The sequence below is a fragment of the Haloglomus irregulare genome (assembly GCF_007421925.1).
Lineage (GTDB): Archaea > Halobacteriota > Halobacteria > Halobacteriales > Haloarculaceae > Haloglomus > Haloglomus irregulare.
Window position 1 is genome coordinate 1 of the sequence record NZ_QMDX01000020.1, and the last position, 22,500, is coordinate 22,500.

At 70.7% G+C, this 22,500-nt stretch carries 25 protein-coding genes; 12 read left to right on the forward strand and 13 right to left on the reverse strand.

The window, feature by feature from the left end; all coding sequences use genetic code 11:
- The 3 genes from DP107_RS17460 to DP107_RS17470 form a co-directional block, all read left to right on the forward strand.
- Positions 1 to 537: transcription initiation factor IIB (locus DP107_RS17460; protein ID WP_394348554.1), on the forward strand; the 537-nt coding region annotated here is incomplete at its 5' end.
- A 60-nt stretch (positions 538 to 597) separates the two neighbouring features.
- Positions 598 to 1,767, forward strand: a complete 1,170-nt coding sequence (locus DP107_RS17465) for a sensor histidine kinase (RefSeq protein WP_144263401.1) — start codon at positions 598 to 600, stop codon at positions 1,765 to 1,767.
- Between the two features lie 181 nt (positions 1,768 to 1,948).
- Positions 1,949 to 3,103, forward strand: a complete 1,155-nt coding sequence (locus DP107_RS17470; RefSeq protein ID WP_144263402.1) for an NAD(P)/FAD-dependent oxidoreductase — start codon at positions 1,949 to 1,951, stop codon at positions 3,101 to 3,103.
- 18 nt (positions 3,104 to 3,121) lie between these two features.
- Here the strand turns inward: DP107_RS17470 and DP107_RS17475 are convergent, their stop codons facing one another.
- Together DP107_RS17475 and DP107_RS20315 are read right to left on the reverse strand one after the other, a co-directional pair.
- Positions 3,122 to 3,664, reverse strand: a complete 543-nt coding sequence (locus tag DP107_RS17475) for an Hsp20/alpha crystallin family protein (RefSeq protein ID WP_338072742.1) — start codon at positions 3,662 to 3,664, stop codon at positions 3,122 to 3,124.
- On the reverse strand, positions 3,661 to 3,813 hold the full coding sequence (locus DP107_RS20315; protein WP_185977382.1) for a DUF7559 family protein: 153 nt from the start codon (positions 3,811 to 3,813) through the stop codon (positions 3,661 to 3,663). The genes DP107_RS17475 and DP107_RS20315 overlap by 4 nt, the downstream gene beginning before the upstream one ends.
- A gap of 96 nt (positions 3,814 to 3,909) precedes the next feature.
- Between DP107_RS20315 and DP107_RS17480 the strand changes: the two genes are divergently transcribed.
- The 4 genes from DP107_RS17480 (at position 3,910) to DP107_RS17495 (ending at position 6,267) form a co-directional block, all read left to right on the forward strand.
- Positions 3,910 to 4,761 carry a DUF429 domain-containing protein gene (locus DP107_RS17480; RefSeq protein ID WP_144263403.1) on the forward strand — a complete coding sequence of 284 codons (852 nt, stop codon included), beginning with the start codon at positions 3,910 to 3,912 and terminating at the stop codon, positions 4,759 to 4,761.
- A 54-nt stretch (positions 4,762 to 4,815) separates the two neighbouring features.
- On the forward strand, positions 4,816 to 5,013 hold the full coding sequence (locus DP107_RS17485; protein WP_144263430.1) for a DUF5786 family protein: 198 nt from the start codon (positions 4,816 to 4,818) through the stop codon (positions 5,011 to 5,013).
- 1 nt (position 5,014) lies between these two features.
- The gene (locus DP107_RS17490; RefSeq protein WP_144263404.1) at positions 5,015 to 5,587 is read left to right on the forward strand and encodes an endonuclease dU; all 573 of its coding nucleotides are present in this window, start codon (positions 5,015 to 5,017) and stop codon (positions 5,585 to 5,587) included.
- Positions 5,588 to 5,655: 68 nt separating this feature from the next.
- Positions 5,656 to 6,267, forward strand: coding sequence for a uracil-DNA glycosylase (locus DP107_RS17495; protein ID WP_144263405.1), 612 nt, complete (start codon positions 5,656 to 5,658; stop codon positions 6,265 to 6,267).
- 25 nt (positions 6,268 to 6,292) lie between these two features.
- On the opposite strand, the gene DP107_RS17500 is transcribed toward DP107_RS17495, so the two are convergent.
- Both DP107_RS17500 and DP107_RS21300 read right to left on the reverse strand, forming a co-directional pair.
- The gene (locus DP107_RS17500) at positions 6,293 to 6,934 is read right to left on the reverse strand and encodes a hypothetical protein (protein WP_144263406.1); all 642 of its coding nucleotides are present in this window, start codon (positions 6,932 to 6,934) and stop codon (positions 6,293 to 6,295) included.
- An 83-nt stretch (positions 6,935 to 7,017) separates the two neighbouring features.
- Positions 7,018 to 7,347 (reverse strand): helix-turn-helix domain-containing protein, encoded by a 330-nt coding sequence (locus DP107_RS21300; protein WP_338072743.1) that lies wholly within the window; start codon positions 7,345 to 7,347, stop codon positions 7,018 to 7,020.
- 185 nt (positions 7,348 to 7,532) lie between these two features.
- On the opposite strand from DP107_RS21300, the gene pan1 reads away from it, so the two are divergent.
- Positions 7,533 to 8,750, forward strand: coding sequence for a proteasome-activating nucleotidase Pan1 (pan1, locus tag DP107_RS17510; protein ID WP_144263407.1), 1,218 nt, complete (start codon positions 7,533 to 7,535; stop codon positions 8,748 to 8,750).
- Positions 8,751 to 8,927: 177 nt separating this feature from the next.
- Here the strand turns inward: pan1 and DP107_RS17515 are convergent, their stop codons facing one another.
- The 5 genes from DP107_RS17515 to DP107_RS20320 all read right to left on the reverse strand — a co-directional run bounded on the left by DP107_RS17515 (position 8,928) and on the right by DP107_RS20320 (position 15,464).
- Complete coding sequence (locus tag DP107_RS17515) at positions 8,928 to 9,977, reverse strand: MBL fold metallo-hydrolase (RefSeq protein WP_144263408.1); 1,050 nt, start codon at positions 9,975 to 9,977, stop codon at positions 8,928 to 8,930.
- 96 nt (positions 9,978 to 10,073) lie between these two features.
- Entirely contained in the window at positions 10,074 to 11,420 is a 1,347-nt protein-coding gene (locus DP107_RS17520; protein ID WP_144263409.1) for an MFS transporter, read from the reverse strand.
- A 91-nt stretch (positions 11,421 to 11,511) separates the two neighbouring features.
- Complete coding sequence (locus DP107_RS17525; protein ID WP_144263410.1) at positions 11,512 to 12,543, reverse strand: twin-arginine translocation signal domain-containing protein; 1,032 nt, start codon at positions 12,541 to 12,543, stop codon at positions 11,512 to 11,514.
- Positions 12,544 to 12,766: 223 nt separating this feature from the next.
- A complete protein-coding gene (locus tag DP107_RS17530; protein ID WP_144263411.1) occupies positions 12,767 to 14,473 on the reverse strand; it encodes an acyl-CoA carboxylase subunit beta in 1,707 nt (568 codons plus the stop codon).
- A gap of 328 nt (positions 14,474 to 14,801) precedes the next feature.
- Complete coding sequence (locus DP107_RS20320; RefSeq protein WP_185977383.1) at positions 14,802 to 15,464, reverse strand: helix-turn-helix domain-containing protein; 663 nt, start codon at positions 15,462 to 15,464, stop codon at positions 14,802 to 14,804.
- A gap of 212 nt (positions 15,465 to 15,676) precedes the next feature.
- Here DP107_RS20320 and DP107_RS17540 point away from each other — a divergent pair, with 212 nt between their 5' ends.
- The 3 genes from DP107_RS17540 to DP107_RS17550 all read left to right on the forward strand — a co-directional run bounded on the left by DP107_RS17540 (position 15,677) and on the right by DP107_RS17550 (position 17,153).
- On the forward strand, positions 15,677 to 16,027 hold the full coding sequence (locus DP107_RS17540; protein ID WP_144263413.1) for a PGF-CTERM sorting domain-containing protein: 351 nt from the start codon (positions 15,677 to 15,679) through the stop codon (positions 16,025 to 16,027).
- A gap of 100 nt (positions 16,028 to 16,127) precedes the next feature.
- Complete coding sequence (locus tag DP107_RS17545) at positions 16,128 to 16,361, forward strand: hypothetical protein (protein ID WP_144263414.1); 234 nt, start codon at positions 16,128 to 16,130, stop codon at positions 16,359 to 16,361.
- Between the two features lie 138 nt (positions 16,362 to 16,499).
- Positions 16,500 to 17,153: a PGF-CTERM sorting domain-containing protein gene (locus DP107_RS17550; protein WP_144263415.1), complete on the forward strand. Its 654-nt coding sequence runs from the start codon at positions 16,500 to 16,502 to the stop codon at positions 17,151 to 17,153.
- Between the two features lie 12 nt (positions 17,154 to 17,165).
- Here the strand turns inward: DP107_RS17550 and DP107_RS17555 are convergent, their stop codons facing one another.
- The 4 genes from DP107_RS17555 to DP107_RS17570 form a co-directional block, all read right to left on the reverse strand.
- Positions 17,166 to 18,140 carry an aldo/keto reductase gene (locus DP107_RS17555; RefSeq protein ID WP_144263416.1) on the reverse strand — a complete coding sequence of 325 codons (975 nt, stop codon included), beginning with the start codon at positions 18,138 to 18,140 and terminating at the stop codon, positions 17,166 to 17,168.
- Between the two features lie 52 nt (positions 18,141 to 18,192).
- Positions 18,193 to 18,849 carry a YIP1 family protein gene (locus DP107_RS17560; protein WP_144263417.1) on the reverse strand — a complete coding sequence of 219 codons (657 nt, stop codon included), beginning with the start codon at positions 18,847 to 18,849 and terminating at the stop codon, positions 18,193 to 18,195.
- 50 nt (positions 18,850 to 18,899) lie between these two features.
- Positions 18,900 to 19,481: an NADPH-dependent FMN reductase gene (locus DP107_RS17565; protein WP_144263418.1), complete on the reverse strand. Its 582-nt coding sequence runs from the start codon at positions 19,479 to 19,481 to the stop codon at positions 18,900 to 18,902.
- 291 nt (positions 19,482 to 19,772) lie between these two features.
- Positions 19,773 to 21,758 carry an AMP-binding protein gene (locus DP107_RS17570; RefSeq protein WP_144263419.1) on the reverse strand — a complete coding sequence of 662 codons (1,986 nt, stop codon included), beginning with the start codon at positions 21,756 to 21,758 and terminating at the stop codon, positions 19,773 to 19,775.
- A 156-nt stretch (positions 21,759 to 21,914) separates the two neighbouring features.
- On the opposite strand from DP107_RS17570, the gene DP107_RS17575 reads away from it, so the two are divergent.
- Complete coding sequence (locus tag DP107_RS17575; protein WP_144263420.1) at positions 21,915 to 22,499, forward strand: GNAT family N-acetyltransferase; 585 nt, start codon at positions 21,915 to 21,917, stop codon at positions 22,497 to 22,499.
- Position 22,500 lies beyond the last annotated feature (1 nt).

The window sequence follows — 22,500 nt, forward strand, 5'->3', positions numbered from 1 at the left end:
CGGATGGCGAGCGCGCTGGGCGTCCCGCGCTCGGTCCGGGAGGTGGCCTCCGTCACCTACCGGCGCTGTCTCGACGAGGACCTCATCCGGGGGCGCTCCATCGAGGGCGTCGCCACATCCGTGCTCTACGCCGCCTGCCGCCAGGAGGGCATCCCGCGGTCCCTGGAGGAGATCAGCGACGTCTCCCGCGTCGAGCGCAAGGAGATCGGCCGCACCTACCGCTACGTCTCCCAGGAACTCGGCCTGGAGATGGAACCCGTCGACCCCAAGCAGTACGTCCCCCGCTTCTGCTCGGAGCTCGAACTCTCCGAGGAAGTCAAGGCCAAGGCCGAGGAGATAATCACGGAGACCGCCGAGCAGGGACTCCTCTCGGGGAAGTCCCCGACGGGCTACGCCGCCGCGGCCATCTACGCCGCCTCGCTGCTCTGCAACGAGAAGAAGACCCAGCGCGAGGTCGCCGAGGTCGCGCAGGTGACCGAGGTCACCATCCGGAACCGGTACCAGGAGCAGATCGAGGCGATGGGGCTGGCCGCTTGAGACGGGCCGTGGCGTGGATAGGTTTAACACTGTCAGTTCCGTCATCCGAGACGGTTCCGGATGAGTCGAGGCGAGCCGACCGAGGAGACGGGGCTGCTGGCGGACAGGTCGGACCGCGGCGAGCCGTGGCCGACCTCCGACCTCCCCTTCGGCGGCGAGGTGGCGGTGGGCGCGGTCGCCATCCTGTTCGCGGGAGCTGGGGGTCTGTCGCTGGTCGCGGGGGGCGACGCCCCCCTCGTGACGCTGCTGTTCGACGCGTTCATGCAGGTCGGTCTCGCGCTGGGCGCCGTCCTCGGCGCCGTCGTCCTCCACCGCGAGTTCGACGAGCCCCGGCTCCGCTGGTTCGTGACGGCGTGGTACGCCGGCGGTATCCTCCTGCTGAACGTCCTCTACACGTGGGCCAACCTGTCGGCCCTGCTGACCGGGACGACGACGGTTGTGGCCCTGACCGACGGCTACGTTCTGTTCGGCAACCTCGGCGGGGTCCTGGGGCTGGTCGCCGGGTTCAACCGCGGCCGGGCCGCGCAGAACCGACGACTCGTCCGTGAGCTGGAGGCCCGCAACGACACTCTCGAACTCGTCAACCACATGCTCCGGCATGACGTGCTCAACGGCACGCAGACCATCCAGGGGTACGTCGACCTCCTCGGCGAGGACCTCGACCTCGACGCCGAGAACGAGCGCTACCTGCGGAACATCAGGCAGGGCGGCACCCGCATCACGAACCTGGTCGAGGACGTCCGCGTCGTGATGGACACCATCACCGAGGGGGGTCACCGGACGACCGTCGACCTCTCGGAACTCGTCGCCGAGGAGGTGGCCCACACCCGCGACCGGTTCCCGGGGGCGACCGTCGAGACGGACATCCAGCCGGGCGTCGAGGTGGTCGCGAACACGACGTTCCGGGCCGTCGTCACGAACCTCCTCGGGAACGCCATCGAGCACAACGACGCCGAGACGCCCGTCGTGGCGGTGGCGGTGTCCCACGGCGATAACCGGGCGTGCCTCCGGGTCGCCGACAACGGTCCCGGGTTCCCCGACGGACTCGCCGAGCAGGCGTTCGGCGAGGGCCGACAGGGGCCGGGCAACCGGGGACTGGGCATCGGTCTCTACATGGTCCAGGTACTCACCGAGAAGGTCGACGGTTCGGTCACCGTCGATGACAACGACCCCCGCGGGGCGGTCGTGACGGTCGAGCTCCAGCGCCCCCATGAGCCCCACGCGGGCTGACTCGGTGGGACGACTCCCCGCGTAACCGGCTTCTGTAGCGTTCAACCCCGAAACGGTCCGTTTCTCCCCGAAAATAGCGACAAAAACGAGTTATATCGGGTTCCCTCCACGAACGAACGGCCCCGGATACCGCACTCCGTCCGGCCGGAGCATCCAAGCCCGCCCGCCCCGGAGCGGGCGTATGGACGGACGGCGGGTCGCGGTCGTCGGGGCTGGTGCGGTCGGGGCGACGGCCGCACACGACCTCGCGACGCGTGGCGACGAGGTGTGGCTGTTCGACGCCGGGACGGTCGCCTCGGGGGCCAGCGGTCGGGCGGCCGGGGTCTGCTACGACGCCTTCGCCGAGGACGTCGACGCCGTGGTCGCCGAACGCGCCCTGGCCCGCTTCCGCGAACTCGACGCCGAGGGGGGCTTCGACTGGTCGTTCACCGACCACCCCTACGTCTGGTTGGCCCGCGAGGGCGATGGGGGCCGGGCCGAGGCCATCCGCGAGCAGGTCCCGCGGATGCGGGCCCACGGCCGTCGTGTCGACCTCCTCGACGGGGACGCCCTCCGGGCGGAGTTCCCCGCGCTCCGGGCCGACATCGAGGTGGCGGCCGTCGCCCGGGACGCGGGGTACGCCGACCCCGGGAGCTACACCCGGGCCATGGCTGACCGCGCCGTCGACGCAGGGGTCCGGCTCCGCGAGGGGACGCCGGTCGCGCTCGCGGCGCCAGCGAACGACGGTGCCGAGACGGCCGCCACCCCGCGACTCCGGGTCGGCGGCGAGTCACGTGCCTTCGATACGGTCGTCGTCGCTGCGGGCGCTCACACGGCGCGACTGCTCGGGGACGCGGGCCTGCCGGTGCCGGTCAAGCCGTACCGCGTCCAGGCCGCCGTCACGGCCGCGACGCCGCTGGCCGACCGTGTGCCGCAGTTGTACGACGCGACGGGGGGCTACTACTGTCGGCCTCGCGAGGATGGACTGCTCGTCGGCGACGGGACCGAACCGATCGAGCGTGACCCCGACGACTGGCGCGAGGCGGCGGACGGATGGTTCCTCGATGACTGCGCCGACCACCTGCGCGACGCCGTCGGGACGGCCCCGGCGGTCGAGCGGGCGTGGGCCGGGCTCTGCACCGCCACCCCCGATGGCGACCCGCTGCTCGGCGAGCGCGCGCCCGACGTGGTGGTCGCCGCGGGATGGCAGGGCCACGGCTTCATGCGCGCGCCGGCGCTCGGGGAGCGGATCGCCCGCGGTATCCACGACGGCGACTGGTGCCGCCCGTTCGACCCGGCGCGGTTCGACGGGGACGAGTCGTTCGATATCGTGGAGGGGATGCTGGTCGGGGAGTAACGGGGCCGGGCGCCGTCCCTACTCCTCCGCCCCGCCGGTGTCGTCTGCCGCCTCGTCCGCGCCCTCTGCGTGCTCGTCCGTCCGCTTCGGGACGCGGACCCTGACGGTCCCGTTCTCGGTCAGCGTGGCCTCGGCGGCGTCGACATCGACGTCGGCGCCGACCGGGAGCGTGACCTCGCCGGAGAGCGAGAGGCCACGGCCGGGGACGCGCATCTCGAACCCGTCCTGGAACTCGCGGAAGCGGTCGACCCGGACGCCGACCTCGGCGCCGTCGTATCGGACCTGCACGTCCTCGCGCTCGGCGCCGGGGGCGTCGAAGACGACGAGGTAGGCGTCCTCGGATTCGAGCACGTCCGCGGCCAGCGGGCGGCGCTCCTGCAGCCGCGCGGAGGCACGGCCGACCCCGTCGAGGACGGCCTCGCCGACGGACTCGCCGAGGTCTCGTAGCGACGGCAGGTCCACCCCGCTCCCGGAGTCCTCGGCGTCCTCGAAGTCCTCCTCGAACGCGTCCTCGAACGAGTCGTCGAACTCCTCGGCGAAGTCGTCGTCCGAGTCGCTCACGCGTCGATCGCCTCCACCGAGCCGCCACAGTACGGGCAGCTGAACGCCTCCGAACCGGTGCCGTCGGGCATGTTGTAGGTGTAGTGGAGTTCGGCCATGTCCAGATCACAGTCCGAATCCGCACAGGTGATCTCCAGCGTCTTGGGCATAGACGGCTGTACGCCGCCACGACGTATCAAACTCCCGGGAATGGCAAGCTCCACGCGGAGCGACGGGTTCTCACGACCACCGGCCCAAGCCGGCCCGTGCGCGTCCACGGCATCGATTTCAGCGGCAGCGCGGCGCCCGGCGAGGACATCTGGCTCGTCTCCGGCGAGGTCGCCGACGACCACCTCCGGGTCACCGACGCCCGGCCGGCCAGCGAGGCGTTCGACGGCGAGGGCCGTACAGCGGTCCTCCGGGACCTCCGGGGGTTCCTCGCGGGTGACGGGCCCGACGGCGGGGGTATCGCGGGCGTGGACTGCTCGCTCGGACTCCCGCGGGCGGTGCTCCCGGACGACATCGCCCGGACCGACGGCTGGCGGGGCGCCCTCGACTGGGTGGCAGAGCGGTTCGCCGACGCCGACGGCCGCTCGTTCCAGTCGGCGCTGAAGGAGCGGGCCCGAGCGAGCGACGCCGACGGCGTCGAGCTGAAGCGGGCCACCGACGGCCCCACCGGCGCCTCCTCGCCGTACTCGTTCATCACGCGGTACCAGACGCTCCACGGGCTACGGGACGTGCTCGCCCCCCTCGTCCGGGCGGACCGCGTCGCGGTGCCACCGATGCTCCCTGGTGACGACGGGAACGCGGGCGACCGCCCCGCCGTGGTGGAGGTCTACCCGGCGGCGACGCTGCGCGCGCTGGACCTCCCCGACCGGAAGTACAAGGACGACAGCAAGTACCCGGAGGGGCCGGCCCGGCGCGAGCGCATCCTCGACGGCCTCGTCGACTGGGGGGTCCGCCTCGACGGCGTGCCTCGCGAGCGGCTCCTGTCGGACGCGGGCGGGGACGCGCTGGACGGCCTCGTCGCGGCGGTGGCCGTCGCCCGTGCGGTCGCGGCGGACCTGTGCGTGGACGGGACCCGATACGACCCCCTCGAGGGCTACATCTACGTCTGAGCCGTTCCCCCGGCGTACGATTTATAATTGAGAACTCGCTAGATGCGACTGGACATGGGCTTCGGGAGCTACGACGAATCCGAACAGGAGAACCAGGAGATCGATACCGATCTCGAGGACGAGGGGATGAACGCCGCCGACCACGACCACAGTGGGGAGGTCGAGTACGAGTTCGGCGACACGGACAGCGAGGACCTGCTGAACAAGCTCGAGGAGATCAAGTCCGACCAGGGGGAGGAGCAGGGGTCCTGAGGTGAAGGGCGGGGTCCGCGCGCTGGGCGTCGCCGAGTCGGCGGCCGGCGACCGCCGCGCTACCGTTGCGGGGGCGGTCGTCCGCGCGGACCGCACGTTCGACGACCTCGTCCTCGACTCCTGGACCGTCGGGGGGACGGACGCGACGCGGACCGTCATCGACTGCTGGCAGCGACTGGACCGGGAGGACGTGCGATACCTGCTAGTCGCGGGCATCGCACCGGCCTGGTTCAACCTGCTCGACCTGCACGCCATCCACGAGGCCGTCGATCGGCCGGTCCTGTCGGTCTCCTTCGAGACGAGCGAGGGACTCGAGCCCACCCTGCGGGATGCCTTCGCCGGGGAGTCGGCAGACTGCGACGAGCGACTTGATATCTACGAGCGCCAGCCGCCCCGCGAGCCCGTCGAAATCAACGGGGAGACCTGTTTCGTCCGGGCGGTCGGCTGTGACCCCGGGACCGCTCGCGAGGTCGTCGTGGCGTTCACGCCCGAGGGCGGTCGCCCCGAGCCGGTCCGGGTGGCACGCCTGGCCGCCCGCGCCGGGGACGACTTCGCACGACGAGGGCGGGACTGACGCCCCCGCGCACACGGAGGGACCGCCCGACCGCGGGCTCTTAGTGGCCGCCGCGAGTGACACCGGTAATGAGCGAACCGCTCCCGGGGGAGATGGAGGGACTCGACGTGACGGCCTGCGAGGCCTGTCCGGAGCTGTGTGCGTCACGGTCGCGCATCGTCAACGGTGTCGGGCCGGCGGACGCGGACCTGCTGTTCGTCGGTGAGGCCCCCGGCGCCAACGAGGATGCCGAGGGCGAGCCGTTCGTCGGCCGGTCGGGCGACGTGCTGACCGACGCGCTGCGGGACCGGGGGCTGGCCCGGCAGGACGTCCGCATCACCAACTGCGTCCGCTGTCGGCCCCCGGACAACCGTGACCCGCACAGCGAGGAGCTGGCGAACTGCAAGGGGTATCTGGCCGCGGAACTGGCCCGCGTCGACCCCGAACTCGTCGTGACGCTGGGCAAGGTCCCCGCCGAGCATCTGCTGGCGCGGTCCGTCGCCGTGACGAGCGAAGCGGGCGACGTCCACGACGCGCGGGTCGGCGAGGGCAGCTACCGGGTGCTCCTCTGCGTCCATCCCGCGGCGACGCTGTACGACCGGAGTCAGGAGTCGACGTTCGCCGCGGCGCTGGACGAGGCCGTCTCGCTCGCGGGACTCGACGAGGACGATGGGGGCCAGTCGCGGCTGGGCGAGTTCTGAACCGTGGCTCGGACGGGCCGGGGGGTCAGTTCGTCCGCGTCACGATGATGCGGACGTGCGACCCACTGCTGGTCCGGCGGGCCTCCGGCGTCCGGTTGCTGCCCGTGAGGACGTACTCCGAGGGATCCACGGCCTCGCCGCCGACGGTCACCTCGACGTCGTACTCGGGGTCGGCGTCCTCGTAGGTGGTGCCCTGGAACGTGACGGAGTCGCTGGTCACGCCGATGTCGAGGGTGTTCATCGCGTACTGGAGCGTGACGCCCTCGCCGTGGACGTGCCAGATGCGGCCGTTGCCGCCCTCGAAGTGGAAGAAGCGGTTCTCGCCCGGGCGCTGGTACTCCGGCCGGCTGAAGTCGACCTGCTGGCCCGTCACGGTCATGTTGATGGTGCCGTGGCCATGGACGGAGCCGAGGCCGGAGGGGCCGTCGCTGGCGCTGCCCGACCCGGCGAAGAACACGAGATAGGCGATGGTGGCCCCCGCGAACAGGACGATGGCCCCGAGCGCGATGGGGCCGGCGGCGTCGGCCAGCGAGCCGTCGTCGTCGTCCGCCTCGCCGATGCGACGCTTGTCGATGGGGCCGAGCTCGCCCTCGTGCGTGCCCGCTAAGTGCTTCAGGTAGGCCTCCTCGCTCCCGAACGACTCCTCACAGTAGTCACAGTCCGGCATCCCTTGCCGCTCGTTGACCGGCGACCGGTTCAAGCGTTACGGTGGTGTGCCGGCCACGCCCTGGCGGTCCCGGGCCCGAGTCGTCAGTCCCGCCGGAGCCGGTACCGCTTCTCGCGGGCGTCCGAGAGCGCCGGTCGAACGTCGATGACGTCCGCGCTCTCCAGTTGGTCGACCGCGTACCGGACGGTCCGGGGCGGGAGCCGGGTCGCGTCGGCGAGTCCCGTCCCCGTGAGTGGCCCCTGGTACCCCAGGGTCCGGGCCACCAGCTTGGCGCTCGCCGGGAGCGAGGCCACCGTCTCCCAGTCGGCGGTGGCGTCCGCCTCGGCGGCCTCCTGCTCCCCGCTCCCGGACCCGGCGGGTCGGCCGGTCTCGTTCGGGTCGCGTGCGTCCGTCGCGGTGTCACCCGTCGCCATACTCGGGTTCGGCGACCCACGATTATAATAATTACGAGTTAGAATATGATTCATACGCATCCATCCCTCGACCGCCCTGCAACACCCGAAGTCGACGCCCTCGAGTGGTCTCCGGCCGCGGCGCGGGGTTCTCGGGCTGTCCTTACCCGAAACCTCTTATGAGCCTGCGGCCCTATATTCGGGTAATGTCCGACGCCGTTGACGACGTCGAGATGCCGTACGACGAGAACGCCTCCCAGCAGGAGAAGGTGGAGGCACTTCGAGAGCGGCTGGAGGTTCTCGAGGGCCAGAACGAGGAGATGCGGGACAAGCTGCTGGACGCAAGCGCCGAGAACAACAAGTACCAGCAGAAGCTGGAGCGGCTCACCCACGAGAACAAGAAGCTCAAGCAGTCGCCCCTGTTCGTGGCAACCGTCCAGGAACTCACGAACGAGGGCATCGTCATCAAGCAGCACGGGAACAACCAGGAGGCGCTCACCGAGGTCACCGACGAGACGCGCGGCCGCGTCGAGCCGGACGACCGGGTCGCGGTCAACAACTCGCTGTCCATCGTCAAGGTGCTGGACGACGAGACGGACGTCCGGGCCCGCGTGATGCAGGTCGAGCACAAGCCGGACGTCGGCTACGCCGACATCGGCGGCATCGACGAGCAGATGGAGGAGGTCCGCGAGACCGTCGAGCTCCCGCTCAAGAGCCCCGAGATGTTCGACGAGGTCGGCATCGACCCGCCCAGCGGCGTCCTGCTCTACGGCCCGCCGGGCACCGGCAAGACGATGCTCGCGAAGGCCGTCGCCAACCAGACCGACGCCACCTTCATCAAGATGGCCGGCTCCGAACTCGTCCACAAGTTCATCGGCGAGGGCGCGAAGCTGGTCCGGGACCTGTTCGAACTCGCGCGTCAGAGCCAGCCCGCCGTCATCTTCATCGACGAGATTGACGCCATCGCGGCCAAACGCACCGAATCGAAGACCTCCGGCGACGCCGAGGTCCAGCGGACGATGATGCAGCTGCTCTCCGAGATGGACGGCTTCGACGAGCGCGGGAACATCTCCATCATCGCGGCGACCAACCGCTTCGACATGCTCGACCGCGCCATCCTCCGGCCCGGCCGCTTCGACCGCCTCATCGAGGTGCCCAAGCCGGACGCCGAGGGCCGCGAGATGATCTTCCAGATCCACACTCGCAGCATGAACGTCGCCGACGGCGTCGACTACGAGGCCCTCGCCGAGGTCGCCGACGACGCCTCCGGCGCGGATATCAAGGCGATCTGCACGGAGGCGGGGATGTTCGCCATCCGCGACGACCGCACGGAGGTCCGGATGGAGGACTTCGAACAGGCCTGGGAGAAGATCCAGCAGGAGAGCGACGCGGACGAGGAGGCGGTCTCGAAGACGTTCGCGTAACCCCCGAACCGGCGCGATAACTTCGGAGAACGGGTGTTCGCATGGTTAGAATCCGAACAAACAGCTGGAACCTGCTATATTCTGATATCCGTCTGTCGTCCGAGCCCTCGCCAGGTTCGCCGATCACCCGGAGTCGGCACTGACGGCATCGTCCGCTCGCGAGATCCGGCCCCACACTCACCCGGGGCCGGGGATGGCGTCCGGCCGGAGCCCCAGGCCGGCCACGTCGGGGAACAGTTCGTCGAGGTTCGCCGTCCCGTCAACGAGCGCGTATCGCCGACCGTCGCGCTCCACGACGCCGGCGTTCGCGAGATGCTGGAGGTGCGCGTAGGCCTCGCCGGGGCCGTGCAGGATGTGGATGTTCGAGAGGTCGCCGAACAGATGGGCGGAGACGGACCAGGGGTCGGCCGGCCCCGACGCCCGGAGGTGGTCCACGATGCGGCCGGTGCGCTCGCGGTGGTGGACCACGATGTCCGCGGCCCGGCCGACGGGGTCGACGATGGGGCCCCGGTGGCCCGGCCAGGCGCGGGTGTGGCCCGTCTCGACGATGCCGGCGAGGGTGTCGAGGTATCTTGCCAACGGCCGGTCGACGCGCGTGTCCGCGCCGCCGACGTTGGGCGTGTAGTACGGCAGCAGCGCGTCGCCGCTGAACAGCTCCCGGCCGTCGCGGCCGTCGAACGCGAACCCGGTGAGGCCGGCGGAGTGGCCCGGGAGGTGGACGGCCTCGAGCGTCGTCCCACCGGCGTCGAACGATTCCCCGGCCTCGAACGGCGTCACGTCGGGTGGGTCGCCCGCACCTCCCTCGCCCATCTCGAGGAAGGCGAACAGCTCCTCGCGTGGCGCCTCGGGCACCCCCCACTCCTCGACGAGCCGTTCGAGCGTCGCCTCGGATTCGGCCTCGGCGGCCTCATCACCCCCGATGAGGCCGGCGTCGGCCTCGTGGGCACGGACGACGCAGTCGCTCTCGGCCTGGACGGTTCCGGCGAGGCCGACGTGGTCCATGTGCCAGTGCGTGAGCAGGACCTGGTCGATGTCGGCGAACCCGAGGTCGTACTCGGCGAGCCCCTCGCGCAGGTCACGCTCGACGTCGGGCATCGCGATGCCGGTGTCGACGAGGGTCGTCCGGTCGGTGTCGGCACCGATGACGTAGCAGTTGTTCGACCCCTCGAACGCGTTGTTGCCGAGCTGGACCGCGCCGAGGGTGAACGGGAGCCCGGGGTCGGTCATCGCTCGCCCTCGAACGTCACGGGCGTCCGATCGTCGGTCATACCGACCGCAGGCGTGGCACCGTCAAAGACCTAGGCCCGACGGCGGGCCCATCCGTCAGTCCTGCGCGACGGCCGGCGGGTCGTCGGCCTCCGGGGTGGGACTGCCGCCGCCCAGCGTCTCCTCGACCTGCGTGACCGTGAGGACGAGCGCGACCACGGCGAGGCCGGCGCCGAAGGCGAAGGGGGCGAGCAGCCCGAACGAGAACAGGAACCCGGAGACCAGCGGCCCGAAGGCGACGCCCAGCCCGAACGCCATCGTCAGGACGGAGAGGGTGGTGCCGGACCGGCCGTCGCGCGCGAGGTCGCCGGCGACGGCGAGTCCCGGCGCGAACACCATCGCGACGGCGACGCCCTGGACCAGCCGCGAGGCGAGCATCAGCCCGGGGCCGACGAGGGTCCCGGGCGTCGTGACCAGCGGGATGAGCCCCTGGGCGAGCACGGACGGCGCCAGCAGCGCGAACCCGGCGATGATGAACGGCCGGCGGCCGTACTCGTCGGCCCAGTTGCCGATGGGCACCTGCAGCAGGACGTTCGCGGCCACGACGGCGGAGAACTGCAGCCCGAACAGCGTCGAGCCCTGGCCGAGCGCGGTGTTGATGGGCTCCTGCAGGGTGGCGAACAGCGCGATGGTGAGCGCCATGAACAGCGTCCCGATGCCGACCGCGAACACCGTGTCGATGCCGCCGTCGGGATCGAGGACGGATATCGAGAGGTCGTCGGCAGCGTCGGCGCCGGCCCGCGGCGGTTCGTCGACCAGCCAGACGACGAGGGCGAAGGAGACGACCGCCCCGAGGACGGCGATGGCGAACGCGGCGTTGAACCCGGACAGCGTCAGTCCGCCCAGAACGTACTCGGTGACGGTCTCGCGGCCGAACCCGCCGGCGACGACGATGCCGGCGACGATGGGGCCGAAGCCGAAGCCGATGAGTCGGAAGGTGTTGAACACGCCGAAGTTGCCGCCGCGCTCGTCGTCGCTGGTCGCGTAGTCGTTGACCAGCGCGATGGTCGCGGGCACGGTGAGGGCCGCGCCGAGCCCCTGGACCGCCCGGACGACGAGGATGGCGGCGTACGAGGAGACGAACGGGTAGGCCGCGCTGGCGACCCCGAAGACGACCAGCCCGCCCAGGATGAACGGCTTGCGCGTCCCGACGCGGTCGGAGATGCGGCCGGTGACCGGCTGGCCGAAACTGTTCAGAAAGCCGAAGAGCGAGAGGACGAGCCCGATGAGGAACTCCTCGGTCAGGGTGAAGCCGAGCAGCCGGCCGCCGACGATGCCGTCGATCGCGACCTGTCCGCTCGCGATGTACAGCGGGAGGACGATGATGAGAAAGGAGTTGCCAAGCGCGTCGGCCATGCGGGCCATGGCCAGCGCCAGCACGCGTCGATCGGTCCCCAGAACCATTACCGATAGTTTCGCCGGGGACCCGTTTGACGCTTTGCATCCGGGAACGGGCCAGTGACACTGGCGTAACCGGCATCTCCGCCCGTGTCGCTCAGAAGCCCGGAAGCTCGCCGCGGAAGTCCGCCCAGACGGTCTGCGGGGAGACGGTGGTCCGGACGACGAGCGAGCGGCCGTCGGGTCCGAGCCGCACCCCGACCACGCCGTTGTCGACCGTGTCCGACTCCTCGGTGAGCTTGTCGGCGGCGGCCCGGAGGTTCTCGTTCTCGGCGATGGCACGCGGGTCGTAGACGAAGACGAACTCGGTGAGCGTCCGGTCGGGCCCGAAGCGGAGGCCGACGCCGAACGCCCGCAGGTCGTCGACCGCCGCGGCGAGCGTCGGCCACGCCTCCGGGATGGCCCCGGACAGCCGTGAGGCGAGGGCCCGGTCGAAGGTGACCCCGCCCGCGACCGGCGGCAGCCCGAGCGGGGACGCGGCGAGCGCCCGCCCGACCGACCGGATGTCCCGGTCCGGCTCCGACTCCGCCGCCCCGGCCCGCGCCCGGACCATGGCCGCCACCGAGTCCACGGCGCGCTCCTCGCGTGCGAGCAGGCCACCGGCCACGGCCCGCCCGTCCGCGACGGCGAGGCCCAGCGACCCGCTGGTGAGCTCGCCGTTCCGATCGATGCGGCCCAGGAACCGCGGCTCGTAGCCGAACAGTCGGTGGCCGGCCACGGGCTCGTGCTCCTCGACGGTGCTCCCCTGCGCGAACTCCCGAACCACCGGGCGCGCCTCGATGTCGCCGGTGAGTGCAACGGTGGTGCCGGCCGTGGTCAGGTCCGCGGTCCCGAACCCCTGCGCGGTCAACCGGTCCAGGTCGCCCCGGTCGACGGAGGTGACCCCCCGGTCGAAACTGGTCACGGTCGCGACCCACTCCTCCGGCAACTGTTCGCGTCGCGCCCACGCTCGGGGAACGTCGACCGACACGAACCCCCGCCACGGGAGGTCGAGCCCCAGCGCCGCCCGTGGGTCGTACAGCCAGGCCTCGTGGGGTGGGCTCCGGCCCCCGGACCCCGAACAGCCCGCCAGCCCCACGGCTGCCGCGGCCGCGCCCATAGAGGCCAGGAACCGCCGCCGGGAGGGCATTAGCACTCCGTTGACCGTCGCGGAATAAGTAGCTTGAGACTTCGGGAGTGTTCGACCCGGGGGCGAGGGGAACCGGCCGGTCACTCGCTGCCCGCCGTCTGCATACGCAAGAGCCAAGCGAGCACGCTTCCCCGGGACGAGGGTGCAAAGTCCGAGTGCCGGCGGGTTTTCCGAGGAGCGGTTCGCGGGCGCCGCCCGCGAACCCGACGAGGAAACCGCTCGTTCAGAAGAACACGGTCCCGTGGTGGCGCGGGCGCTCCTCGCGGGTCTTGTTGCCGCAGTAGGTGTCGAGCCGCCGTTCGAGCTGCGTCCGGAGGTCGCCGGCGGGCAGCAGCTCGTCGACCTGCATCGTGCTGGCCTGCGCGCGGATGTCGATGTACTTGTCGAACTCCTGCTTTGCGGACTGGATGAACGCGTCCTTGGCGGATTCGTCCATGTCCTCGATCTGGTCGGCGAACAGGGCGTTGACGGCGGCGTCGGGCCCCATGACGCTGACCTCGGCGGAGGGAAGCGCCAGCGTCGCGTCCGGGGCGAAGGAGGGACCGGCCATCGCGTAGATGCCGGCGCCGTACGCCTTGCGGGTGATGACGCAGAACTTCGGCACCTGCGCGTTGGAGGTGGCGTAGATGAACTTCCGGCCCTTCCGGAGCACCCCCTCCTTCTCGACCTGCGAGCCGATCATGAAGCCGGGGGTGTCACAGAGGTAGACCAGCGGGATGTTGTAGGCGTCGCAGGTCCAGACGAAGCCGGCGCCCTTGCCGGCCGAGTCCGGGAAGATGGCGCCGGAGACGTGGTTGGGCTGGTTGGCCACGACGCCGACCGTGCGCCCGTCGATGCGGCCGAGGCCGGTGACCAGTTCGGGGCGGAACTCCGGCTTGAGTTCGAGCCAGGAGTCCCGGTCGACCAGTCGGTCGATGACGTCGTGCACGTCGTAGGCCTTGTTGGGCTCGTCCGGGATGACCTGGTCGAGACCCTTCGGGTTCCGTCTGGGCGGGGCCGCGGGGACCGTCGGGGGACGCTCGGAGTAGTTCTGCGGGATGAGCCCGAGCACGTCCCTGACCCGCTCGGCGGCGGTCTCCTCGTCCGGGACGACGACGTCGGCGCTGCCGGAGTGGCGGGCATGGAGATGTGGGCCGCCGAGCTCCTGCATCCCGGAGACGTCCTCGCCGGTCATGGCGCGGACGATGCGGGGCGAGGCGATGGCCATGCCGGAGATGTCCTCGACCATGATGAGGTAGTCACAGAAGACGGGGGTGTAGGCCGAGCCGGCGACGTCGGGCCCGTAGAGGACGCCGATCTGGGGGACCTGGCCGGACATGATGCACTGGTTGTAGAACATCTTGCCGCCCCGGTAGCGGTCCATGTGGGTGTCCCCGGGTTCGCGCTCCTCGGCGTTGAGCCGGGCGCCCGTCGAGTCGACGAGCCGGAGCATCGGGACGTTCAGGTCCATCGCGCGCTCCTGGATGCGGATGACCTTCTCGACGCCCATCTGTCCGAGCGAGCCGGCTTTGACGGTGTAGTCGTTGGCCGTGAACGCGACCTTCCGGCCGTCGATGGTGCCGATACCGGTGAGGAGGCCGTCGCCGGGGAGGTCGTCGTCCTCCGAGTGCCGGGCGAAGGTACCGTCCTCGTACTCGATGCGGTCGAAGATCATGTCCAGGCGGTCCCGGACGAACAGCTTCCCCAGGTCCTCGATCTTGTCGTGGCCCCGCTCCGGGCCACCGCTCATGATGGCCTCGACCTCCCCGCGGATGGTCTCCTCGCGTTCCGTGACGACCGCGGCCTCCTCGTCCCAGTCCTCGCCCGCGGCCGCCAGCGCGCCGCCGCTGCGGTCGGTCAGCTCGACGGGGGTCCCGAGGTGCTCGGAGACGGCGGTGGCAATGGCCTGTGCGATCTCCTCGTCGGTCTCGTCGTCGATGGTGATCTCCATGTTCGTTGGCTCGGGCAACTTGCCGTGAGTTCAAAGTTGCACCGGTTGCGTATGGGGAGCTACCCCGCCCGCGGGCAAATAGTTCAGGGTGGCCGAGGGGGGCGGACCTGCTCTCCGGGGTCCCGCCGGTGGCCGAGTCCGCGATGCCGGTGGCGCTCTACATCGAGCGGCTTCGCCCGCAGGGGGCCGTGGTCGGGGCGGGGACGACGGACGAGACCACCGTGCCGAACGACCGGGCCCGGGCCGGCGCCGTGGCACCGGTCGGCGTGGCTCCGTGCGTCTCGGGACCGGCTGGACGGGAGAACGGACGGGACGGCGCGGCCGGGAGTCAGTGCGAGCGGGCGATCTCCGAGAGGAGGCGGGCCTCGATCTTCCGGAGGTGTTCGCCGACGGTCGTCGTCGAGAGGTCGAGTTCGGCGGCGATGTCCTCGTGGGTGGCGCGGCGGGGGACCTCGTAGTAGCCGACCTCGACGGCCGTGTCGAGCAGTTCGCGCTGGCGCTCGGTCAGCAGCGCGGACAGCTCCTGTGACTGCGGGTCGTACTCGGAGAGCTGCTCCAGCTCCAGCCGGACGTCGTCGGGGACGTCCTCGATTGCGCGCTGGACGGTCTCGTCGTCGCCGATGAGGCCGACCTGCACGGCGCCGCCCTCGTCCGGGTCCCACCGGATGGGCGTGTCGATGACGAACTCGTGCTCGCGGGTGAGCCCCAGCAGGGCCCCAGTGGTCTCGTTCGGGCTGAAATGGATGTAGGTCTGGATGCCGTCCTCCGTGTCCAGGACCTCGAAGTCGAGGACCTCGTCGCTGGTGTCGAGGATCTCGCGGAGCCGGTCCGAGTCCCCACGGTGGGTCGCCAGCGACACCGCGGTCCCGTCGTCCAGCAGGTTCAACTGGAGGATGACCTCCTCCGACACGGCCGGCTCGTTGCGTAGTCGCTCCTCGGCCGGATGGAGCCCGCCGCTCTCCGGGATGAGGACGATCTTGACGTACCGCATGTTCGTCCGCTGCGGTGCGCGTAATAAATAACTACCGTGTGAACGGGGAATCCAGCACAAATGGGCCCGAATCCGGGCGTCGCCCACGGTGGACGGGCGTCGGGGAGAACCGCCGCAGGGCGCGGAACCCAGGAGCCCGCGCCCCGGGACCATTTCAAACCGGGGACACATCCGGGGCAAGGGGTTTGCACGGCGCCCGATAGACCACGCTCGTGATCCGCCGCGCTGGATGGCGGCCGGCGGCGGCCGCGACGCTCTGGGTATGGGTGCTGTTCCTCGCCGCCGGACTCGGTGTCGCCGGGGGGACCGGCACCGCCGGCACCGCGACGGTGACGGCCAGCGCGACCACCGCGTCGGCTGGGGGGCCATCCGGCGGCGATACTGACGCGTCCGAGGGTGGGGCCGGAGCGACGACGCCGACCGACTCTCCCACGGCGACCCCGCCCGGAAACTGGTCGGCCGTCGTCGAGCAGTCGCCAACGGTCGCCGACGGCCCCGGGTTCGGCGTCCTCGCCGCGCTCCTTGGACCGCTAGCGAGCGGCCTCCTCGCCAGGCGGCGCTGACGCGAGCGGTCCGGGGAACACCCCGGTTTCAATACCCCCCTGATACGGGGGATAACCCCTACCCGGCGGGGACCCTACCGTACCGACAAGCGAGACGAACATGGACGGAACACAGCCGATGGCGGTCCTGTTGCTCGGCGCGCTGGTGGGTGGCGCCGTCGGGCCGGGGCTCGTCGCGCCCGCGTTCGACGGAGGCGCCGGCGTCGCCGCTGCCGACCACGGGGTCGAGGAGAAGGGGAACTTCACCGTCGTCCCGAGCCGGCAGCCCGGCCTCGACGACGGCGAACTGAGGAGCTTCGGGGTGCCGAACCGCGGCTTCGAGAAGATCGACTAGGTCAAGGCCACCTGGGAGGAGGGTGGCTTCGCCGGCTGCGGGCCGAGCAACGGGGAGGCGTTCGGCATCGACCGGGGCAACGACGACCCCGGCACCGAGACCGACGAGAACCTGGCGTCGCAGGTCAAGTCCTCGACCGTGACGGAGGACGTATTCAAGGCCGACTTCTACGACGAGGGCGACTTCGGCGGGTCGCCGCCGACGCTGAACGAGGGCGACCAGTTCGTCAACTACGTGGTCGACTGCATCAGCACGCCCGACGAGCCCGGCTGGTACCAGTTCACCTCGACCACCGCCGGCCAGGATGGCGCGTCGACCATCACGTCGCACTACTTCTACATCTGTGACTGCGCGAACGAGCGGGCGGCACGCCAGCAGCTGGGTCCACCACCGTCGGAGTCGACACCCACGTCGACGCCGACGCCGACCCCGACGGCCACGCCCACCCCGACCCCGGAGCCGACGCCGACGCGGACGCCGCCCGAGGACGGAACACCGTTCCCGACGCCAACGCCGACGGCGACCCCGACAGCGACGCTGGAGCCGACCGCGACGGCCACCGCGGCCGCGACGGCCACCGCGACCGCGGGGAACGACGACCCGGAGGCCAAGGCTGACGGCGGTTCGACCGGGAGCACGTCGACCGGGACGGCGACCTCGACCCGGCCGGGCAACTGGTCGGACGTCGTCGAACAGTCGCCGACCGTCGCCGAGGGGCCCGGCTTCGGCGCGGTCGGCGCGGTGCTGGCGCTGCTCGTCGGTGCCGTACTGGTCGCGCGGCGAGGGCTGTAGCCAGCGCGTCGCCTACTCGTGCCCGGAGACGGGCACCGGTTCGTACGGCTCCTCCAGGTGCTCGATCTCCGAATCGGACAGTGAGATGTCCAGCGCGGCGACCGCCTCCTCCAGATGCTCGATGCTGGAGGTGCCGATGATGGGCGCGTCGACCTCGTCCTTGTGCAGGAGCCAGGCGAGCGCGATCTGGGCCATCGAGGCGTCCTTCTCGGCGGCGAGTTCCTCGACGCGCTCGTTCACCTCGCGGCCGCCGTTGTCGACGTAGGGGTGGGCCTCGGCGTAGTCATCCGTCTCCGCTCGGGTGGTCGTCCGGTACTCCTCGTGGGGGCGGGCGAGGAAGCCACGCGCCAGGGGCGACCAGGGGATCACGCCGATGCCCTCGCGCTCGCAGAGCGGCAGCATCTCGCGCTCCTCCTCGCGGTAGGCCAGGTTGTAGTGGTTCTGCATCGTGGCGAACCGCTCCAGGCCGAGGCCGTCGCTGGTGTGGAGCATGTCGGCGAACTGGTGGGCCCACATCGAGGAGCCGCCGATGTAGCGGACCTTCTCCCGGCGGACCGCGTCGTCGAGTGCGCGGAGCGTCTCCTCGACCGGCGTGTCGTAGTCGTACCGGTGGGTCTGGTAGAGGTCGACCGTGTCGACGCCGAGACGCTCCCGGGAGGCGTCGAGCTGCTGCTCGATCGTCTTCCGGGAGAGGCCGCCGGAGTTGGGGTCGTCGTCGTCCATCGGGAAGAACACCTTCGTCGCGACGACCTGCTCGCCGATGTCATCGCCGAGCGCGTCGCCGAGGATGCGCTCGCTCTCCCCGCGCGAGTACATGTTGGCGGTGTCGAAGAAGTTGATACCCAGCTCGCGGGCCCGTTCGACGAGTTCGTGTCCGAACTCCTCGCCCCGGACCCACTCGCGCCAGTCCGGGTCGCCGAAGCTCATGCAGCCGAGGCAGAGCCGCGAGACCGTCAGCCCGGTGTCGCCGAGCGTCGTGTACTCCATGAGGAGTGAACACGCGGACGGAGCAAAAAGATGGGACCCGGCCACGGCCGCGTCAGCCGTCCGGGCTCCCGGTGGCCGGCCCCGTGTTACCGGCGCCCGCCCGCGGGTCCGGAACGAGGTCGACACCGGCGAGCGTCTCGAACGCCGGGAGCCCGCCGAGGACGTAGCCGAACAGCAGCACCGACGGGACGACGCTCGCTGCCACCACCCGTGCGGGGGTCGTCTCGTGGACCACGGTCAGCCCGACGACCAGCAGCGTCGCGCCGTACAGCGCCGCCACGAGCCGGATGCCGGGGACCGGGAGCGCGGCGAACACCGCCGGTGCGGACGCGTACGCGACGACCTGTACCGTCTCGGAGACGCCGGCACGGTCGGGGACGAACGGGCGAAGCAGGACCGTCTGGATGGCACCGACGAGATGCAGCAGGACGGGCGCGACGAGCAACCCGGCCACGACGACGGTGAACAGCGCCGACACGACCGGCCGGCCGCTGTAGACGGGGAAGAACCCGGGAACCAGGGCGCCACGGACGACCACGTGGACGAGCGTCACCGCGATGGCGAAGACGAGCCCCGGGGCCTGGTCGCCGGGCGCCACGCCGTTCTCGAAGAAGCGACGGGGTCGCACCAGCACCTCCGCCCACGCCCGGGCGAGGCCGACGGGGCCACGAGCCCGCCCGCCCTCCGGGTTCTCCACCCACGTTGTCACGCTCCCGGGTAGGAGCGACCCTCGTTTGAGCGTTCCGGGGTCGGTCGGGCTCAGCCCCCGGCGCCCTTGTTCTGGATGGCCTCCGCGCACCGCGGGTCCGGCTCGATGTTCGCGTACTCGACGACGCGCCGACCCAGCACGTCCACCCGCTCTGCCAGCCCCTCGTCGATCAACTCGCCGTCCTCGAACTTGCCGGAGACGCCCGGGATGCCCGCCTGGTGTGGCACCACCCAGGCGTTGAGCGCCCGGCAGACCGACCGGAGGTGCTCCAGCGGCGTCGTCGGGAACGACCCGCCCGCCACACAGAGCAGCCCGACGGTCGTGTCCTCGAACTCGTCGAACCCGCAGTAGTCAAGCGCCGTCTTCAGCACCGAGGAGTAGGAGCCGTGGTACGACGGCGTCCCGAGCACCACCGAGTCGGCAGCCCGCACCGCCGCCGCGAGCCCGGCGGCGTCGCCCGGTTCGTCCGCGTCACCGTCGTAGACCGGCAGGTCGTACTCGCGGAGATCGAGTAGTTCCGTCCGGGCGCCCCGACGCCCGGCCTCCCGGAGCGTTCGCTCGACGCTGAGGCGGGTGTAGCTGTGGTCGCGGAGGCTCCCGGCGATACCGACGACGCGTGGCTGTTGGCTCATACCGCCGGCTACGACGGTCGGCGGTTTAGCTTCTCGGTGAGACTCGTTCCAGCGCACTCCCGCCGTCCTCACACGTGCAATCGCGACGAGACGATACCGCCGGCCCGCGGCGGGTCGACACGTTCCCGGCCCGGCCCTCGCACGCGCGATGTCGGCCATCGTGGCGGTGACCGGCGGACGGGGGTCGCGGACGTATCCTGGAACGCCCGGAATATCACCGGAACTGCGACCAGAAGCCGATTATTACCGGAACAGCGGTCGGGATGTGGTCTCCAGTCGCTTGTACCGGTCCTATCGCGCTTGCTCTATCTCCTCCAGTGCCTCGGGGTTCTCGATGGAGGAGAGGTCGCCGAGGTCCTCGCCGGTGTGGGTGGCCTGGATGACCCGGCGGACGATCTTCCCGGACTGGGTCATCGGGAAGTCGTCGACGAAGAGGAGTTCGCGGGGGCGGAACGGTTTGCCCAGCTCCTCGCCGACCTGCGCGCGCAGGTCCTCGCGGAGGTCGTCGGACTCGGCGTAGTCGGACTCCAGCTGAACGAAGGTGACGACGGCGGTCCCGGTGGTGTCGTCGGGAACGCCGATGGCGGCTGCGGCGTTGACGGCGTCGTGGTCGATGAGCGCCCCCTCGACCTCGGCGGGGCCGACCTTCCGGCCGGCCACGTTGAGCGCGTCGTCGGCGCGCCCGTGGAGGAACCAGAAGCCGTCCTCGTCCTCCTGGGCCCAGTCGCCGTGGTCCCACATGTCGCCGAAGCGCCCCCAGTACTCGTTGAGGTAGCGCTCGTCGCCGCTCCAGAGCGACTTCGTCATCGCGGGGCAGGAGTCGCGGGCGACGAGGTAGCCACGCTCGTGGTCGTCGCGGATGGACTCGCCGGTGGCGTCGACGATGTCGATGTCCATGCCGAGGCCGGGGGAGCCGAGCGTGCAGGGTTTGAGCGACTGGCCGGGCAGCGGCATCAGGAAGCAGCCGAATATCTCGGTGCCGCCGGAGATGTTGATGATGGGACAGGTCTCGCCGCCGACGTGCTCGTGGAACCAGAGCCAGGACTCGGGGTCCCACGGCTCCCCGGTCGAGCCGAGCAACCGGAGGGTGGAGAGGTCGTGGCCCTCGATCCACTCGTCGCCCTGCTTGCGAAGCGCGCGGATGGCGGTCGGCGAGATGCCGAAGACGGTGACGTCGTGGCGGTCGATCATCTCCCAGAAGCGGTCGGGTTCCGGGTGGTCCGGCGCGCCCTCGTACATGAAGACGTTGCCGGCGAAGGTGTGGTTCCCGACGAGGGTCCAGGGGCCCATCATCCAGCCGATGTCGCTGACCCAGAAGAAGCGGTCGGCGGGGTCGTGGTCGAAGCCGAAGTAGATCTCCTTGGCGGCCTGCACCTGCCCGCCGGCGTGGGTGTGGACGATGCCCTTCGGCTTGCCCGTGGTCCCCGAGGAGTAGAGCAGCATGCACGGGTCGGAGGCGTCGGTCTCGACGGTGTCGAACTCGTCGGGCTGTGACCCGACGGCGTCGGTCCAGAACTCGTCGCGGCCGTCGGTCATCGGCGGGTCCGAGCCCTCGAACCGCCGGTAGACGACCACGCTCCCGATGTCGGTATCGGCGTCGTCGATTGCCTCGCCGGCGGGCTCCTTCAGCCCGACCTCGGACCCGCGCCGGTAGAAGCCGTCGGCGGTGAACAGGAGGTCGACCTCGGGGTCCTCGATGCGGGTCGCGGTGGCGTCGACGCCGAAGCCGGAGAAGATGGGAACCGCGATGGCGCCGGCCATGAAGACGCCGTACATGATGGCGGCGACCTCCGGGACCATCGGCATGTAGAGCCCGACGGTGTCGCCCCGCTCGATGCCGCGCTCACGGAGGCAGTTGGCGACCTGGTTCGACTGCCGCGCGAGTTCGTGGTACGTCGTCTCCCGGACGGTGCCGTCCTCGCCCTCCCAGGTGATGGCCACGCGGTTGCGCTCGGGGGCGTCGGCCTCGGCGTACCGGTCGACGGTGTTGTGTGCGATGTTGATGCTCCCGCCGGGATACCACTCCGTGAACTGCGGCCCGTCGCTGTCGTCCCGGACCGCGTCGTACGCCTCGTACCACTCGATGCCGAGGTACTCGGGAAGCGCGTCCCAGAACCACTCCACGTCGTCGGTCGAGGCCTCGATGAGCTCCTCGAGCGAGTCGTAGCCGTGCTCCCGGGCGAACTGGTAGGCGTTCGTCCCCTCGACGTACCCCTCCGGGGGTTCGTAGACGACCCGGTCGATATCCTCCAGCGCGGAGTCCGCGTCGGATGCCATGTTCACTGCTGGGACCGGCCGTGACAAGAAACCTTCCGACGGTGGGAGACGACCGACGGGTTCCGCACCTACCGGGGGCGCCGCCCGGCCGGCGGCCGGGTCGTGGCCCGGCCCATGGCCTGCACACTTTAGACGGTCAGGGGTCAATGGTCGGGTATGTACGTTCGGGACGCGCGCAACCGGGACGAGGCCTGGCTGCTTGACGGGATCGAGGCCATGGGACTCGACGAGACGGCGTTCCGGTCGCGGGACTACGTCGTCGCCGTCGATGACGGGTCCGACACCCGGGCCGGCTTCGGTCGGTTGCGCTACCATCCGACCCCGAGCGACCCCGAGGTGGCGGAGCTCACCAGCATCGGCGTGCTCGAGGGCTGGCGGAACCAGGGCGTCGGCGCCCACGTCATCGAGCGGCTCGTCGACACCGCCGAGATGGAGGGGTTCGACGAGGTGTACAGCCTCACCGGCGAGCACGACTACCTCTCGCAGTTCGGCTTCCGCCCGGTCGAGACCGAGGACCTCCCGGAGCCGCTCCGGGACCGCCTGGAGAGCAAGCGGGCCGGGTCCGACCCCGACGCCATCCCGATGGTCATCGACGCCGAGCGGTTCCGGATGCCCGAGGAGTACCGCGAACGCTTCAAGCGGGCCGCCGAGGCCACCGAGGAGTCCGCCGAACCCGAGGAGTCCGCCGAGGACTTCGGTATCGACCCGGACGAGGCGACGTACAAGTACGACACCGGGTGAG

Excerpts from the sequence above, each read along its gene's own strand:
- pan1 (WP_144263407.1), top strand. The coding sequence starts at position 7,533 with ATGTCCGACGCCGTTGACGACGTCGAGATGCCGTACGACGAGAACGCC.
- DP107_RS17545 (WP_144263414.1), top strand. The coding sequence starts at position 16,128 with ATGGACGGAACACAGCCGATGGCGGTCCTGTTGCTCGGCGCGCTGGTG.
- DP107_RS17470 (WP_144263402.1), top strand. The coding sequence starts at position 1,949 with ATGGACGGACGGCGGGTCGCGGTCGTCGGGGCTGGTGCGGTCGGGGCG.
- DP107_RS17525 (WP_144263410.1), bottom strand. The coding sequence starts at position 12,543 with ATGCCCTCCCGGCGGCGGTTCCTGGCCTCTATGGGCGCGGCCGCGGCA.
- DP107_RS17570 (WP_144263419.1), bottom strand. The coding sequence starts at position 21,758 with ATGGCATCCGACGCGGACTCCGCGCTGGAGGATATCGACCGGGTCGTC.
- DP107_RS17530 (WP_144263411.1), bottom strand. The coding sequence starts at position 14,473 with ATGGAGATCACCATCGACGACGAGACCGACGAGGAGATCGCACAGGCC.
- DP107_RS20320 (WP_185977383.1), bottom strand. The coding sequence starts at position 15,464 with ATGCGGTACGTCAAGATCGTCCTCATCCCGGAGAGCGGCGGGCTCCAT.
- DP107_RS17515 (WP_144263408.1), bottom strand. The coding sequence starts at position 9,977 with ATGACCGACCCCGGGCTCCCGTTCACCCTCGGCGCGGTCCAGCTCGGC.
- DP107_RS17465 (WP_144263401.1), top strand. The coding sequence starts at position 598 with ATGAGTCGAGGCGAGCCGACCGAGGAGACGGGGCTGCTGGCGGACAGG.
- DP107_RS17520 (WP_144263409.1), bottom strand. The coding sequence starts at position 11,420 with ATGGTTCTGGGGACCGATCGACGCGTGCTGGCGCTGGCCATGGCCCGC.
- DP107_RS17495 (WP_144263405.1), top strand. The coding sequence starts at position 5,656 with ATGAGCGAACCGCTCCCGGGGGAGATGGAGGGACTCGACGTGACGGCC.
- DP107_RS21300 (WP_338072743.1), bottom strand. The coding sequence starts at position 7,347 with ATGGCGACGGGTGACACCGCGACGGACGCACGCGACCCGAACGAGACC.
- DP107_RS17565 (WP_144263418.1), bottom strand. The coding sequence starts at position 19,481 with ATGAGCCAACAGCCACGCGTCGTCGGTATCGCCGGGAGCCTCCGCGAC.
- DP107_RS17575 (WP_144263420.1), top strand. The coding sequence starts at position 21,915 with ATGTACGTTCGGGACGCGCGCAACCGGGACGAGGCCTGGCTGCTTGAC.
- DP107_RS17485 (WP_144263430.1), top strand. The coding sequence starts at position 4,816 with ATGGGCTTCGGGAGCTACGACGAATCCGAACAGGAGAACCAGGAGATC.
- DP107_RS20315 (WP_185977382.1), bottom strand. The coding sequence starts at position 3,813 with ATGCCCAAGACGCTGGAGATCACCTGTGCGGATTCGGACTGTGATCTG.
- DP107_RS17500 (WP_144263406.1), bottom strand. The coding sequence starts at position 6,934 with ATGCCGGACTGTGACTACTGTGAGGAGTCGTTCGGGAGCGAGGAGGCC.
- DP107_RS17555 (WP_144263416.1), bottom strand. The coding sequence starts at position 18,140 with ATGGAGTACACGACGCTCGGCGACACCGGGCTGACGGTCTCGCGGCTC.